15 protein-coding genes and 1 tRNA gene are annotated in these 14,186 nt (G+C 58.1%); 14 read left to right on the top strand and 2 right to left on the bottom strand.

What is annotated here, in order from left to right; genetic code table 11:
• The first annotated feature begins 2 nt into the window (after window positions 1-2).
• The 13 genes from ACFE7X_RS07725 to ACFE7X_RS07785 all read left to right on the top strand — a co-directional run bounded on the left by ACFE7X_RS07725 (window position 3) and on the right by ACFE7X_RS07785 (window position 12,024).
• Window positions 3-2,051: a hypothetical protein gene (locus ACFE7X_RS07725; protein WP_375435100.1), complete on the top strand. Its 2,049-nt coding sequence runs from the start codon at window positions 3-5 to the stop codon at window positions 2,049-2,051.
• Window positions 2,048-3,466 (top strand): hypothetical protein, encoded by a 1,419-nt coding sequence (locus ACFE7X_RS07730; protein ID WP_375435101.1) that lies wholly within the window; start codon window positions 2,048-2,050, stop codon window positions 3,464-3,466. Before ACFE7X_RS07725 ends, ACFE7X_RS07730 begins: the two co-directional genes overlap by 4 nt.
• Window positions 3,463-3,894 carry a hypothetical protein gene (locus ACFE7X_RS07735; RefSeq protein ID WP_375435102.1) on the top strand — a complete coding sequence of 144 codons (432 nt, stop codon included), beginning with the start codon at window positions 3,463-3,465 and terminating at the stop codon, window positions 3,892-3,894. The genes ACFE7X_RS07730 and ACFE7X_RS07735 overlap by 4 nt, the downstream gene beginning before the upstream one ends.
• A gap of 11 nt (window positions 3,895-3,905) precedes the next feature.
• Complete coding sequence (locus tag ACFE7X_RS07740; RefSeq protein ID WP_375435103.1) at window positions 3,906-7,334, top strand: hypothetical protein; 3,429 nt, start codon at window positions 3,906-3,908, stop codon at window positions 7,332-7,334.
• 118 nt (window positions 7,335-7,452) lie between these two features.
• Entirely contained in the window at window positions 7,453-7,671 is a 219-nt protein-coding gene (locus tag ACFE7X_RS07745) for a hypothetical protein (protein ID WP_375435104.1), read from the top strand.
• Window positions 7,668-7,910 carry a hypothetical protein gene (locus tag ACFE7X_RS07750; protein ID WP_375435105.1) on the top strand — a complete coding sequence of 81 codons (243 nt, stop codon included), beginning with the start codon at window positions 7,668-7,670 and terminating at the stop codon, window positions 7,908-7,910. The genes ACFE7X_RS07745 and ACFE7X_RS07750 overlap by 4 nt, the downstream gene beginning before the upstream one ends.
• Before the next feature lie 5 nt (window positions 7,911-7,915).
• A complete protein-coding gene (locus ACFE7X_RS07755) occupies window positions 7,916-8,221 on the top strand; it encodes a hypothetical protein (RefSeq protein ID WP_375435106.1) in 306 nt (101 codons plus the stop codon).
• Window positions 8,212-8,832: a recombinase family protein gene (locus ACFE7X_RS07760; RefSeq protein WP_375435107.1), complete on the top strand. Its 621-nt coding sequence runs from the start codon at window positions 8,212-8,214 to the stop codon at window positions 8,830-8,832. The genes ACFE7X_RS07755 and ACFE7X_RS07760 overlap by 10 nt, the downstream gene beginning before the upstream one ends.
• A gap of 11 nt (window positions 8,833-8,843) precedes the next feature.
• Window positions 8,844-10,001, top strand: coding sequence for an acyltransferase family protein (locus ACFE7X_RS07765; RefSeq protein WP_375435108.1), 1,158 nt, complete (start codon window positions 8,844-8,846; stop codon window positions 9,999-10,001).
• A 6-nt stretch (window positions 10,002-10,007) separates the two neighbouring features.
• Window positions 10,008-10,313: a hypothetical protein gene (locus ACFE7X_RS07770; protein ID WP_375435109.1), complete on the top strand. Its 306-nt coding sequence runs from the start codon at window positions 10,008-10,010 to the stop codon at window positions 10,311-10,313.
• A gap of 78 nt (window positions 10,314-10,391) precedes the next feature.
• Window positions 10,392-11,081, top strand: coding sequence for an SGNH/GDSL hydrolase family protein (locus tag ACFE7X_RS07775; protein ID WP_375435110.1), 690 nt, complete (start codon window positions 10,392-10,394; stop codon window positions 11,079-11,081).
• Between the two features lie 43 nt (window positions 11,082-11,124).
• The gene (locus tag ACFE7X_RS07780) at window positions 11,125-11,520 is read left to right on the top strand and encodes a hypothetical protein (RefSeq protein ID WP_375435111.1); all 396 of its coding nucleotides are present in this window, start codon (window positions 11,125-11,127) and stop codon (window positions 11,518-11,520) included.
• A 78-nt stretch (window positions 11,521-11,598) separates the two neighbouring features.
• Window positions 11,599-12,024 (top strand): hypothetical protein, encoded by a 426-nt coding sequence (locus ACFE7X_RS07785; RefSeq protein ID WP_375435112.1) that lies wholly within the window; start codon window positions 11,599-11,601, stop codon window positions 12,022-12,024.
• A 67-nt stretch (window positions 12,025-12,091) separates the two neighbouring features.
• Here ACFE7X_RS07785 and ACFE7X_RS07790 read toward each other — a convergent pair.
• Window positions 12,092-12,163, bottom strand: a tRNA-Arg gene (locus ACFE7X_RS07790).
• 146 nt (window positions 12,164-12,309) lie between these two features.
• Between ACFE7X_RS07790 and ACFE7X_RS07795 the strand changes: the two genes are divergently transcribed.
• A complete protein-coding gene (locus tag ACFE7X_RS07795) occupies window positions 12,310-12,792 on the top strand; it encodes an organic hydroperoxide resistance protein (protein ID WP_375435113.1) in 483 nt (160 codons plus the stop codon).
• Between the two features lie 80 nt (window positions 12,793-12,872).
• Here ACFE7X_RS07795 and sucC read toward each other — a convergent pair whose 3' ends face one another.
• Window positions 12,873-14,066 (bottom strand): ADP-forming succinate--CoA ligase subunit beta, encoded by a 1,194-nt coding sequence (gene sucC / locus ACFE7X_RS07800; protein WP_375435114.1) that lies wholly within the window; start codon window positions 14,064-14,066, stop codon window positions 12,873-12,875.
• Between the last annotated feature and the right edge of the window lie 120 nt (window positions 14,067-14,186).

The raw sequence follows: 14,186 nt of genomic DNA on the forward strand, positions 1-14,186 counted from the left end.
TCATGGCAGGAGAACGGTACGCCAAACTCATCATCCATAGCATCACGCCGGACCCCACGCTGCCGGATGAAATCTCGATCTGGCTCGCCGGGGCATACCATCGGTTTGTGGCCTCGGCCGCGCAGTCTCCCTCCGGTCCGGAGGAGTACTACTGCCAGAACAACTACAACACGGCCAACAACTCGGGCGTGCGCTATGCCAACGCAGTCAGTCTTCACGATGCCATTTATGCCCGGCTTGATACGCTCGGAGTCACTGGCAAATACATCCTGGGCGTCGCCGCCGATAGTTTTACGGGGAACGGCGTCATCACGATTCAGGCTACCCGCTACGAGGCCGTCTGGAACTTCCAGGATCCGACCAGCCCGCGGATGAACCAGGTGTATTCCTTCTCGAAGGAAGAACCTGTTTTTCCCATTGCGGTCAGCTATACAACCGACTTTGTGCGCTGCTTTGGGCAGGCGACAGGCAGTATCGAGTTGCAGCCGACCGGCGGCACCACCTACACCTACGCCTGGGCCGATGGCCCCACTTCGTCCACGCGGGCTCTCTTAGTGGCGGGGCGCTACACGGTGACCGTCACGGCCGACACGGGCGCCTCGGCCACCGAAACCATCCAGGTGCAAACCAACTCCCGCATCGAGGTGCTCGTGCGCAAAACCGACACCAACGTCGTGCTGCAGGTAAGCGGGGGCGTGGCCCCCTACACCTTCGACTGGGACGACGGCGCCACCACCGGCACGCGGGAAAATCTGGCGGCCGGCACCTACTACTGCGTCGTGACCGACGGGGTGGGCTGCGCGGCCGTAACCGTGGAGGTCACCATTGAAGCCTACAACTTCTACTTTTCGCGCAATCCCATTCTGCTGGCGCTCGATGCCGGCGATGCTTACCGGGCCGACCCGGCTACCAAGCCGACGTTGACGTTCGTCTGCGACGTGTACCTCGAGCCGGACTACCTGAGCGGCGACTTTGTGCGGGTGGGCACCACCCTCGAGCAGCCCGCCGACCGGCAGGGGCGCACCACCTTCCAAGTGGAAGAATTGCTCGACGCCTACCTGGAGTACCACGTGCCAGCCGTCGGGCAGCGCCTGATCAGCCGGGCCACGCCCTTGTTCCGTCGCTTCTACCTCGAGCACGCCGAAGTCTACGGCACGCCTCCGGTGCGCGCCGCCGCCACCACGCTCACCCAGCACTACGTGACGCTGGGCGGGCTCAGTTCCTACGAGGCGGCCACGGCCACGTACCTGGATCGCTACCGGCCCGCCGTCAAGCCCTTCCTGACCTGGCAGCCGCCGCTCAAGGAAGTGTATGCCGACCAGCCCGAGTTTCTCTACTACCAGTCCGACGTTTCCGCCTCGACCAGCATTGCCGTGCGCTGCCGGGTGCGCTACAACGACGGCACCACCCAACTGCTGCCCTTAGGGCCGCTCTTTCCCGCCGTGCTGCGCTACGAGGTGTGCTGCGTGCCGGTGGGTTTCACCCAACTGGCCCTCACCGACCAGGCCACGCGGCACGTGGTGAGCTGGCAGGTGTGGGTGAGCGACGAGAACGACGCCGTCCTCTCCGAGGTGCGCACTTACGTGCTCAACCGGCTGCCCACGGCCCAGCGCCGCTACTTTCTCTACGCCAACTCGCTCGGCGGCATGGATACCTGGTGCGCTACGGGCGAAGGGCAACTCGACGTGGAAGTCAGTGGCGAGGAAGTGGAGCGGGTGGCCGGTCCCAGCTACGACGTGCTGCGCGGCGACCAGCTCGTACTCGAGCGCTCCCTGCGGCCCGTGCTCAAGGTGGCCAGCGGCGTGCGCAGCAACTCGCGGGAATGGATGGCCAGCTGGCAGGACGTGCTGCTCTCGCGTCGGGCGTTGCTGCTCAACGAGGGCCGCTGGCTGCCGGGCGTGTTCAAAACCAAAACCACCAGCCTCTTTAAGGAGGGAGAGTGGGTGCAAGTCCTGGAGCTAGACTTCTACTTGCCCCGCGAGCGCAACTACACGCCCCGCCTGCCCGCGGAGCCGATCCAGCTCACGCGCCAAGACCTACTGCTCCCATGATGGCCCTGAAAACCGCGGCCGGCTGGCTGGATCTGCTGCCCGGCACCATTGGCATTGAAATTCAGAACCCGTACTTCCGCTACGATGCCGTACCGGGCGTGTCGACCTATCCGTTCGGGCTGCCGATGACGGCTCAGAACCTGCGCCATCTGAACTTTCCGCACCTGGTGGCCCAGCAGGGGCAACCCGTGCCGGCCGAACCGGTGGAGTTCTACGTGGACGGCCTGCTCTGGCGGGTGGGCAGCCTGGTGTATCAGGAGTTTCAGCCCGACAAGCGCGTGCTGCAGTATAAGTTCGTGGCCGCGGCCGCCGACCTGGCCAGCCGCATCGACGGCTTGCTGCTGGGCGAGATGAGCCTGGGCACGGTGCCGCTGGAGCTGCGCCACGACGCGGCCGACTACGCCCTGGGCATGCTCAAGAACCCGGCTTTTTACGCCGATAAGAAAGCAGCTTATTCCACCTATCTGAACTTGTACAGCAACGGCTACTCCGGCGTGGCCGTAGCGCCGCAGCTGCGGCTGATTCCGCTGCTGCGGCGGGTGCTGGCCGCGGTCGGCTACTCGGTTTCGGGCGCCTGTCTGACCGACCCGCTCATCGCGCAGTTGGTGGTCTACTCCGACCGGGTGGCCGAGGATGCGGCCGGCGTGCGCCTGCCAAGCCTCGTACTGAATCGCCACGTGCCGGCCGACTTGAAAGTAGGCCCTTTGCTGGTGGAGTTGCAAAAGCTTTTTGCCTGGGGCTACGACTTCGACCTGGCCCGGCGGGAGCTACGCATCAGCTGGCTGCGCGACGTAGCCCAGGACGAGCAGTACCTGGTGCGTGAGGCGGGGCAGTTCACCCGCGCCACGCCGGTGGTGTATGAGGGCTACACGCTCGAACTCAGCTTTGAAGCCGAGGACGAGCAATTGAAAACCTTCGACAACAGTTGGGCCAAGCTCGTGCTCGATGGCGGCAAAACCGCCATCAAAGCCGAGGCGGGTACCCTGCATTGCCGGGTCGACCCGCAGACGGGCTACTTTCTGCCCAGCATCATTACCAAGGGCGCGAGCCCGGCATACGGGCTGGGCGACGATTCGCGCTGCGGGCTGCGGCTGCTCTTCGACCGGGGCCTGCAGCCCCAGGGCTACCCGCTCTGCACCAACGGCCGCGAGGCGAACAGCGCGTTTGCCCTGGCCTGGGCCGGGGGGAACGGCCTCTACCTGAAGTGCCACAAGCCCTGGCTGGACTTTCTGGCCCGTGCCGGCAGCGAGGAGCGCACCATGCCCTTCCGGGTAGGGGACTTACTCAGTCTCAATCCGGGCCGCAAGGAACTGGTCGGGCCACGCAAATACCTGTGGGAGCGTGTGTCGCTGAGCGTGAGTACGGCCTCGCGCCTCGAATCGGCCCGCTTCACGTATCGTCCGATTCGCTTATGAGCCAGGAACTAGAACTCGCCACCAAGTGGCTGGACATCACGGTCGAGAACTTCGTGGAGAACATGCGCAAGCTGCGCATTAAAGATACGGGGGCGCTGATGGCCAGCTTTAAAAAGCAAGTCATCGGCTCGGCCGATGGGCGGCTCCAGTTGCAATTGTCCTACGCTCTGTATGGCAAGTTCATCGATATGGGCGTGGGCCGGGGCATGGGCGCTGGCATTCGCCAAAAGGATGACGGCTACGACCGCATTCGCAAAAGCCGCGGCCGGTTGCAGCGCTATGAGCGCAAGGCCCGCAAATGGTACAGCAAGGAGATGGCGCACCAAACCAAGCGCCTGGCCGAACTCCTGAGCGAGCTGCACGGCACCATTTTGATTAGTACCGTTTCGGACGCCATGCCCACCGAGACGCTAGGAATTAACTTCTAAGTTAAGTAGTAATGGCTGAGAACAGCGAAGAGCGGAAAGTCAAAATTATAGTGGATTCGATGCAGGCCAACGCCAGCATCAAGGAGATGGCCGCGGGCGCAGCCATCATGAACAGCCAGTTGGCGAAAATGAGCCAGGACGATCCACGCCGGGCTCAATTGCAGGATGATTTTGCCCGGCTCACGGCCCGCATCAAGGAAACCAGCACCGAGTTACGCACCGTCAAAAAATCAGCGGAAGAACTGGCAGCCGAAGAGCAGAAGCTAGCCGAACAGACCGCGGCCGTTGCTGCTCAGCAAGAGGCGGCAGTCGAGAGTGGCAAGCGCCAGTCGGCCTCGATGCGCGAAATGAAGGACGCCGCCGGCATCCTCGGCAAGCAGCTGGAGGAAATGTCGGCCGAGGACCCCGGCCGGGCCGCGCTGCTGCGCGACTACCAGGTGCTGGAGCAGCGCCTCAAGGCGGCCGGCAGCGAGATGCGCACGTACCAGAAAACGGCCGAGGAGTTGGCCGAAGATGAGCGCAAGCTGGCGCAGGAAACCGAGGACTTGGCCCGTGCCAACGAGCACGTCATCCTCAATGGGCAGAAGGTCAATGCCTCGCTCAAGGATATGAAGCAGTCAGCGGGTCTGCTGGAAAAGCAGCTCCATGAGTTGGCGGCCGATGATCCGGCGCGGGCCAAGATGCTGGCCGATTATCAGGCCCTGGAGCACCGCATCGACGGCGTCAACAAAGAGTTGAAAGGCCTCAAGCCGGGCTTGTTGGAGGCTGCGGAAGGCGGCTCGTTTTTTAAAACCACCATGGCCAGCGCCCTGGGCGTGTTCACCGGCGGGGGCGCCCTGGAGCTAGCCGGCCAGGCGTTCGGGTTTCTGAAAGAAGCCAAGGAAGATTTCGAGTCTAGTGCCCAGGCCGGTGCTCAGCTGGAAGCCACGCTCAAGTCGACGGGCAATGCGGCCGGCGTGACGCAGCAGCAAATCGAGGACCTGGCCACGGCCCGCATGGGCCTCACGTTGTTTGATGACGATGATACCAAGGCCTCGGCCTCGCTGCTACTCACCTTCACGGCCATCAAGGATGGCGTGTTCCAGGAAGCGATGCCCGCCATTCAGGACCTGGCCCAGAAGATGGCCGGCGACGGCCCGGCCGATCTGAAGGGGGCCAGCATTCAGGTGGGCAAGGCGCTGAACGATCCGATTAAAGGCATTACGGCCCTGAGCCGGGTGGGCGTCTCGTTTACCGAAGAGCAAAAGAAAGTCATCGAGCAGCTGGTGGCCACTGGCGACACGGCCGGCGCGCAGCGCATTATTCTGGGCGAACTCAACAAAGAATTCGGCGGCTCGGCCGAGGCGGCGCGCAAAGCAGCCGGCCCGCTGGGTACCCTGAAGATGGTATTTGCCGATACCAAGGAAACCATCGGCGGCTTCGTAGTGGACGGCTTGAGCAAAGCTACCGACTGGTTGGGCCGGCTTTGGGATAAAACCGAGCCCGTGCGCGACATCTTCGTGGACTTGTGGCAGGAAGGCACCCGCCTCTACGACAACCTCTACGACGTAGCCGAGTCACTGGGCCTGGTGGCCGCGAAGGGGGATGGTACGGGCCTGGCAGCCAAGCTGCTCATTGGCCTGTTTACCATCTTAACGGCCGGCATGCGCAGCACGGTTGCCGTGGCCAACGCGCTGGTCGACGGCTTCGTCAACCTCTATAACAAGAGTGAGGTGTTCCGGGGCGTCGTCGGCGGCCTGGTTGAGACGTTCAAGAACATCGCCAAGTCAGCCTGGGATACGCTGGGTGGGGTGGGCGACTTGCTGGTGGGCATCTTCACGCTCGACGTCGATAAGATTAAGGCGGGCCTAAAAGAGACGTTTGCCAGCACCGGCGAATTGATCTACAACTCGGGAATGGGCGCGGCCGAGAATTTCTACAAAGGCTACAATGCGGCCAAGGACACGCGCATCGTGCGGAAAGTGAAAGCCGAAGAAACCAGTTCCGGAGGCGGTATGAGTGCGATGCCAGCCAGTAACGGGGAGGAGGGCGACAGCAGCCAGGCGGAGGCGGCTGCCGCCAAATTAGCCAAGGCGGAGGAGGCGGCAGCGCGGCAGCGGCAGGCGGCGCGCAATAAAGCCGATCAGGAGCGGCTCAACAACTTGAAGCAGTGGGTGAAAGATGAAGGCGACATGCTCCAGAGCCGGTCGGCCCTGCACGCCCGGCTCGATGGGCAGGCCCTCACGGATGAGATGATGCGCCGGGAGTTGCAGCGACAGAAGCTGTTTGAGGATGCCACCCAAAAAGCCGAGCAGCTTACCGGGCAGGAGCTTGACTATACTGAGCGGGTAAAAGCCATCATGGAGGAGCGGGACTTGGCGCTGCGCGAGCTGACGGCCAAGTTTGCCGAAGAGGATCTGAAGGAAAAGCAGCAGGTCCTCGACCAAAAGATTGCCGGGGAGGAAGCTTCGGCCGCTGAGCGCGTGGCGAAGCTCGAGCTCGACCTGGCCAACGGGGTGCTCGATGAGCAGGCGTTTCAGGATGCGGTGTTCCTGGTTAAGCAAACAGCCGCCGCGCGCGAGTTGGAGTTTATCAAGCAGAAATACGGGGCGGAATCGGTCGAGGCCAAGAAGAAAAACGCGGAAATCCTGAAAGGGCAGGCCGAGCACATTGAAAAGACGAAAGGGCTCGATGCGGGTATGCTCAAATTCGAGCAGGGCCTGGCGGCCGCTAAAAAGGTGCTCGGTAGTGAGGAAGTAACGATGCTCGGGGAGTTGTTCGGCAAAAAGTCGCTGGTCTACAAAGCCACTCTGGCGGCGCAGAAAGCCCTGGCCATTGCGGAAATCGGCATCGGCCTGCAAAAGCAGATTGCCGCCAACAGTGAGGCGGGGGCGAAAATTTCAGCCAGTGCCCCGCCCTTTACCGTGCCGCTGGGCGTCGCCTACACGATTGGCACCAACGCGCTGGCCTTGGTGAGTGCGGGCGTGTCGGCCGCCAAGATTGCGGGCTTCCGGGAAGGGGGGCGCACAGTGGCTACTGGCGGGAAGAGCCTGCTTGACAGCAGCCAGTTTTCGGTTTCCGGCGGTGGGCAGTTGCTCGATCAGGAGGGCTTCGTGGTCGCCGGCGTTGTGCATGAGAACGAATACGTCATCCCGCAGTGGATGCGGGCCGACCCGAAGGTGGTACAGGTGGAAGAGTGGCTGGAGGCCAAGCGCCTGCGCGGCTACGCGGCCGGCGGCGCCACCAGCGACGGCAGCAGCCCGGTGCCCGTCGCAGGCGAGGGGAGCGGCTCGGACGAGTCGGTCTTGTTGCTGCGGCAGCTGGTTGAGGAGCAGCGCCGGCAGAACGAGCGGATGGATACTTGGGCGCGGGAGTTCCAAGTCGTTCAGAAGCTACACGATTTCGATAAGGAATATAAGACCTACAAAGAGGTGAGCCAGGACAGCGGAATCAGTGGCTAAGTGGGTGTTCGAATTACCTGGCAAAAAATGCCCCCGAAAAACCTTGTTTTCGGGGGCATTTTCGTGGGGTCCTAAAGTGTTCGAATTAGAACTCTAATTCGAACACCTACCTTTGCTTATGCAAGTACGTCACCAGACCGACCGCCGAACCTTTATCGAGTTCGAGCATGAAGGTCAGACCCTGCGCGCTACCTGGGCGCAGCCCTTCAACCAGAGTTACCACCCCAGTGCCATCCGGGATATAATCATTGCTTCGAAAACTGGCGATGCGTTTGCCGCAGCTGAGATGGACTACCTGCGCTTTAACTATAAACTCACCGTTACTTCAGGCATATGACCGGCGCAGAGATCGAACAAACCCTTAATGAAGAGGCTAAGAATTTTCTTGCTCTTCACAAGCGTAGTGCAAAACTGATAATATTAGGTGAGAACACTTTTAACCAGTTGTTGGACTATCTCGCCAAGCAAGGCAGAAGTGATCGTTTTTACAAAACGGGTACAAGTTACCAGTGGCAAAACATGGAAGTGTTTTGCGATTTTGGCTCAGTTGAGCGTATAGAACTCTTCGGTAATTAATGCTCATGGAATTCATCGGCTTTAACCTGAACCAAGAAATATATGTGAAGCTTCATGCGGAAGGGTATGAGATTTGGAAGGCACATGAAGATTTAAATACTGAGACAATAAGAACAGGGTATCCTGATTATATGCCAGTGCTCCAAACGCTGGAAGATTTTCGAGGCACGGCAGATGCCAACGGCTATGTGCCTTTCATGGGTTGGAAGTTCATCAGCATTTTTGGGCCACATACTAGGCTGGGCAGTATGCATTATTCAGCCAATATCAAGCTGAAGTCAAATACACTTTTGCCGATAGCATGCGAGTAGCCTTATATGCTCGCGTGTCGACCAACGACAAAGACCAGGATCCGGAAAATCAACTCGTGGTCCTGCGCCGGGAGGCTGAGCGTGCCGGCGATGTAATCTATAAAGAGTACGTTGACGAAGAGTCGGGCCGCAAGTCCAGCCGCAAGGCCTTCCAGCAATTGCTCACCGATGCTGGCAAGCGCCGCTTCGAGATGGTGCGCGTGTGGGACCTGAGCCGCTTCAGCCGCGAGGGCATCGAGAAGGTGTTTGAGCACACGTCTCTTTTGGAGCAGTGCGGCGTCAGCTTCTGGAGCTATTCCGAGCCCATGCTCAACACGGCCGGGCCGATGAAGGACTTCATGAAGGCCGTGCTTGGTTGGGCTGCTGGCTACTACAGCGAGCGACTCAGTGAGAACGTGAAGCAGGGGCTTACCCGCAAGAGGGCGCAGGCCGCGGCGAAAGGGGAGGAATACGTGCACGGGCGCCGGGCACTGGCGCCGGCAGTAGTCCAGGAAATCCGGGCACTGCAAGTGGATGGGCTCAGCGTGCGCAAGATCAGTGCCGCCACCGGGGTGCCGGTCGGTACCCTGCACAAGTACTTGATAAAGGAACCTTCATTGCTGAGCACCTAGCCGTTGTTTTAATGTCACAGAAAAAACAATATTTCCCCGCCCTTACTGGAGTACGTGCTATTGCCGCCTACATGGTTTTCTTCCTGCACTTCAATCCTTTCCAGGAAGGATCGTGGGCGTGGCGGCTGACGCATGAATGGCACGTCGGGGTGACGGTGTTTTTCGTGCTGAGCGGGTTTCTAATTTGCATTCGCTATATAGATAGCCTGCAATTTTCTGGTGTTTGGCTGCGGAAGTACGTGCGCAACCGCGTTGCCCGGATCTATCCAATGTACTTTCTGATGACCGTGCTCACGCTGGTCCTCATCGAGCTAAGCCCCGACTTCGACTTAACGGGCCAGTGGTCTGGCTACTTGCTGCGGGACAAGCTACTGGTGAGCACGCTCAACCTCACGTTTCTTAAAGGCTTTTTCGAGCAGTTCATTTTCACCGGCGTCGCGCCAGGCTGGACGCTGACGGTAGAGGAATGCTTTTATTTCTCGGCGCCCTTGCTCTTGCTGGGACTCTACCGGCGCAAGCATCCAGCTCTTGTGCTGTTGCTCTACGGCGCGGGCCTGGTGACGACTGGCTGTCTGTTAGTTGCCTTCGTGCCGCATCGCTACGGCTTTTTTCAGAGTTACCCCTTCATGATTGCTTTCACCTTCTTCGGTCGGTGCGCGGAATTTTTGCTTGGTATAGGTTTAGCCCTGCTCGTGCGCCGCATGGGCGCCCAACCAGTTAGAAGCCAAGCGTATGTCACGTATGGCGCCGTTGTGTGGATGGTTGCCTGCGTAGCAGGCCTAGCCGCCGTGAATGAGCCGAAAGATTATCTGGGCATGACCAACCCTTTGGGAGTGGCTTTGAATAATTTACTATTGCCCATTGGAATCGCTGCTTTCTTTTGGGGGCTGATTTACGAGGCCAGTGCCCTACGGCAGCTGCTAGAGACCAAAGTCTTTGACTTGCTCGGTAAAAGCTCCTACGTCTTTTATCTGATTCACATGGGAATTGCCAACCAAGTGCTGGAGCGTTCCGGGATCGAATCTATCCTGCTGCGCTTCGTACTGCTGGTTGCGCTTTCCATCTTTCTATTTCACTTTGTCGAAGAGCCCGTGCATAAATGGCTGGTTGGCAGCCGGAAGAAGCAAGTGCTGGACACCGCCTCAACTGTTACCCCCATACTTAGATAGTGTAAAATGAAAAATAGTGATGCAATAAAGATTTTGGAGGAGGCTGGGTACACCTACCAAAATATCGATGATTACCCAGTCCTCGATAAAGAAACCAATCTGCCTTATGTAACCAAAGCGCATGGTTTCCGGGCGTTAGCCGACGAAAGTATAGGTTTATTTCAGGACGTGCTACTGTGCGACAACGGGCTAGTAATTGTCGGGCATTGGTTAGGATTGCACCAAAACACGCTCTACTGCCAAGCGCCAGCAACCCTGCGTGATTTCAAGGACGCAATAAGTCTAAAGCCCGCGTCTTTCGGCGGAGCATAGAGTCTACTAAATCAGTTTAATAAGTATCAAATGCGAGTGAAAGCTATCCGCTGTTTTTATTTTTTGTTACTCCTGCCTTTGCTCTTGACGCAATGCCAGCCCAAGCCCCGCGCTCAATACAAGCTGATTTTCGACGGGCATAGTATCGTCAACAACTTTGATGGCAAATTTCGCGGGACTGTTACGACGCTGTTTGAGCAACACCTGCGGGCACGCGGAAGCAACGTGGGCGTGGATACCGTCAATTTTGCCAAGGGCGGGCAGACGACCGTTGATATGATTGCCGATGAGGCCACGGAAATATTTCCGGCCTACGACCCGGCGCTTAAGAACGTGTTTGTAGTCTGGGAAGGCTACAACCACCCCCGTAAGGATTCCACGGTCACGGGCCGGCAAACCTATGAGGCAGTTAAGCGCTATTGTCAGAACCTGCGCCAAAAATATCCGAAAGCGTTTATTGTGGTCGGCACGCCGCCGGCAGATAAGTACCGCGGGCCGGATAAAAACTATAATCCGCCGCTGAAAACCACGGCGGCGCGCCTAGATTCATGTGCGCTGCTGCTACGCGCTGCACGAGCTAAACGCGAACCCTGGCTCAGTTCTCTGGCTGATGTGCGGGCTATTCAAGCGAATGACCCGCAGCAGCCTGCTTTGTCCAAGGATGGCGTACACCCCACGCAAGTAGCCATTAACAAGTACATAGCCCCATGCTTTGAGGCCGCTATTGAAGAAGCGCTGTACGGAACGCCACAGCCTTCGCTTAATTGAAACCTGACTACAGCTAGCGACAGTTGTAGTCAGATTGCTTTAGATGGAAAGTTGGCTCGAGCCTGATATTCCTTTAGTCTACCTAACCTTACCTGGTAGCTTCGGCCGCATTGCCGTAATCGGCCCGGCTGCCGGCGAATCAATGGGTGTGCTGCACAAGCAAGTCAAGGCCCTGCCTGGCTACGTGCTGCTGTGGCGGGGCAAGCCGGCATCTATATTGGAAGTTCGGGCTAAAGTGTGGGTGATGTACCAGCCCAACAGGATAGGCTTTCAGTTGAAGCAAAATGGTTACATGGACTATCGCTATCCGCAGGACCCGGAGCGGGGCTTTGGCCTGGCCAAGCGGTCGTTCGCCTCGGCCATCGCCGTGCTGAAGCAGCTAGCCGGCCACGTGCCGAGTGAGGTGTTGGTAGTGCAGTTAGATACGGTGCCGCAATAGGTTTACTGTCCTTTTTAGAGGCTGTCGTCGAGAAGAGCTTTGAGTCCTTTAACTCATTGTTCATCTCAACGCATCCTTATGAGAACACTTTTACAGCGAGTCGGCTTGATGATCGGCTTGCTCCTGGCCACCCTTTGCGGCAATGCCGCTGTTGCGCAGCCGCCCCCTCTTAAGCAGTACGAGCTACTTGACCTGAGCACCTCGCTCGACACCGCCGACCTCGTGCGCCCAGGGGCCTTGCCCGAAGTGCTGGCATCCGTGCAGCAGCGGTCGGACGTGCCGCCCAAGTATGATTATCGTCCAGCCCGAAAGGCAAAGCGCACCTATAATCGGCACCGGCGGTACTACAAGCGGCTCAACCGGAAAGACACCAGAAAAATTCGGCAGGCCAACTTACAGAAAGCACGCGTGTACGAACGGGACCAAAAACGGGAGGACCGCCAGCGAAAAGACACGGCAGTTAACCCGAATGTATTGGTGGAGTTTGAGCGGAAAAGGCGCTGAGACTGCCCCACAATTTGCCACACAAAAAATAAAAAGCCCCTTAGCAACGCGCTAAGGGACTTTTTTGTGGTCACGCTAGGAATCGAACCTAGATCAAGAGCTTCGGAAACTCTCATACTATCCGTTGTACGACGTGACCGGATTAGGACGGGCAAAACTAGGTAGAAATAGCGTTGCTGCCAAACCTGATGGGTCATTTTCTGCAAAAACCTGTACTGGCCTGCCACAACCTTCCGAGCGTCAATTCAGTTAACTACTCTTGAACTCGACCAACCAAAACCCATTATGGCAACCACTGAAAAGAAAACACTTTACACGGCCGAAGCTTCTGCCGTTGGCGGCCGTAGCGGCCACGTACGCTCCACTACGGGTATTATCGACCTCGATATGTCAGTGCCAGAAGGCTTAGGTGGAAAGAAAGGAGCCACTAACCCAGAGGAATTATTTGCGGCGGGCTATGCTTCTTGCTTTCAGCAAGCGCTATTGGTTATTGCCCAGCGGGCCAACGACAAACTGGATGCTGACACAACTGTAAATTGCTCGGTATCGTTGTTTCAGGAAGGCGAAGGCTATGGCTTGAGTGCTGTACTGGATGTGGATCTGAAGAAATTTGATCAAGACAAAAGCATAGAAATGGTGCGTCAGGCGCACAAAATATGTCCTTATTCAGTAGGCACTCGTGGCAACATGGAGGTGGAACTGCGCGTGCAAGGGCAGGCTATTCCAGTGGAAGCTGAAGAAAACGCTGGTGTGGCCAAGGAGGCCTAAGCGACACAGAGCGAACAACCAAAAGGCCGTTGGGTATACACCCAACGGCCTTTTGGTTGTTCGCTCTGTGTCGCTTTACATTACATTGCCAGCACTTCTTTCACACGCTCAGCGGCATCCTTGAGTAGCACGGCCGAGTAAACTTTTAGGCCTGACTCGTCGATGATGCGGGCACCTTCCTCGGCATTGGTGCCTTGTAGGCGCACAATGATGGGCACCTTAATGTCGCCGATGTTCTTGTAAGCTTCCACTACCCCGTTCGCTACCCGGTCGCAACGTACGATACCGCCGAAGATGTTGATGAGAATGGCTTTCACGTTCGGGTCCTTCAGGATGATGCGGAAACCAGCTTCTACGGTTTGGGCATTGGCTCCACCCCCTACGTCGAGGAAGTTGGCCGGCTCGCCACCGCTTAGCTTGATGATGTCCATGGTGGCCATAGCTAGGCCCGCGCCGTTTACCATGCAGCCCACGTTGCCATCGAGCTTCACGTAGTTCAGGTTCGAGGCGGAGGCTTCTACCTCCAAGGGGTCTTCCTCGTTGGTGTCGCGCAGGGCAGAGAAATCGGGGTGACGGTAGAGAGCGTTTTCGTCCAGGGTCACCTTGGCGTCAACAGCCAGGATTTTGTTGTCCGACGTTTTCAGCACCGGGTTGATTTCGAACATAGCCGAATCGGTGTCATCGTACGCTTTATAGAGCGCCGTTACAAACTTCACCATTTCCTTTTGGGCTGGGCCCGTCAGGCCAAGGTTGAAGGCAATTTTGGCGGCTTGGAACGGGCGCAAGCCGACGCGGGGGTCGATATGCTCGCGGTGAATTTTCTCGGGGTGCGCTTCCGCTACCTCCTCGATATCCATGCCCCCCTCAGTGGTATAGATAATAACGTTTTTGCCGGTGCTGCGGTCCAGCAGCACGCTCATGTAGTACTCTTTCGGGTCCGACTCGCCAGGGTAGTATACGTCCTGGGCAACGAGCACTTTGTGCACTTTGCGGCCTTCGGCACCGGTCTGTTTGGTCACGAGCTGCATGCCGATAATCTGGTCGGCAATTTCTTTTACCTGCTCCAGGTTTTTGGCTAGCTTCACGCCGCCCCCTTTGCCGCGGCCGCCAGCGTGAATTTGGGCTTTGATTACGTACCAGCTAGTGCCAGTGTCAGCGTTCAGCTTCTTTGCGGCAGCCACGGCCTGGTCGGCGGTGTCGGCTACGATGCCTTCCTGCACGCGTACACCGTAGCGTTTCAGAATGTCTTTGCCCTGATACTCGTGAATGTTCATGGAGGTCAGTTATGGAGTGGTTCGATATGTGCACGAAAGTAGGTAGAAACAAGTGGATTGTTGATTACTGTTTATGGATTGCTGAGACGGTTAACGAGCAATTCACTAGCAATCAACCGG

It is taken from the genome of uncultured Hymenobacter sp., from assembly GCF_964242765.1.
GTDB lineage: Bacteria > Bacteroidota > Bacteroidia > Cytophagales > Hymenobacteraceae > Hymenobacter.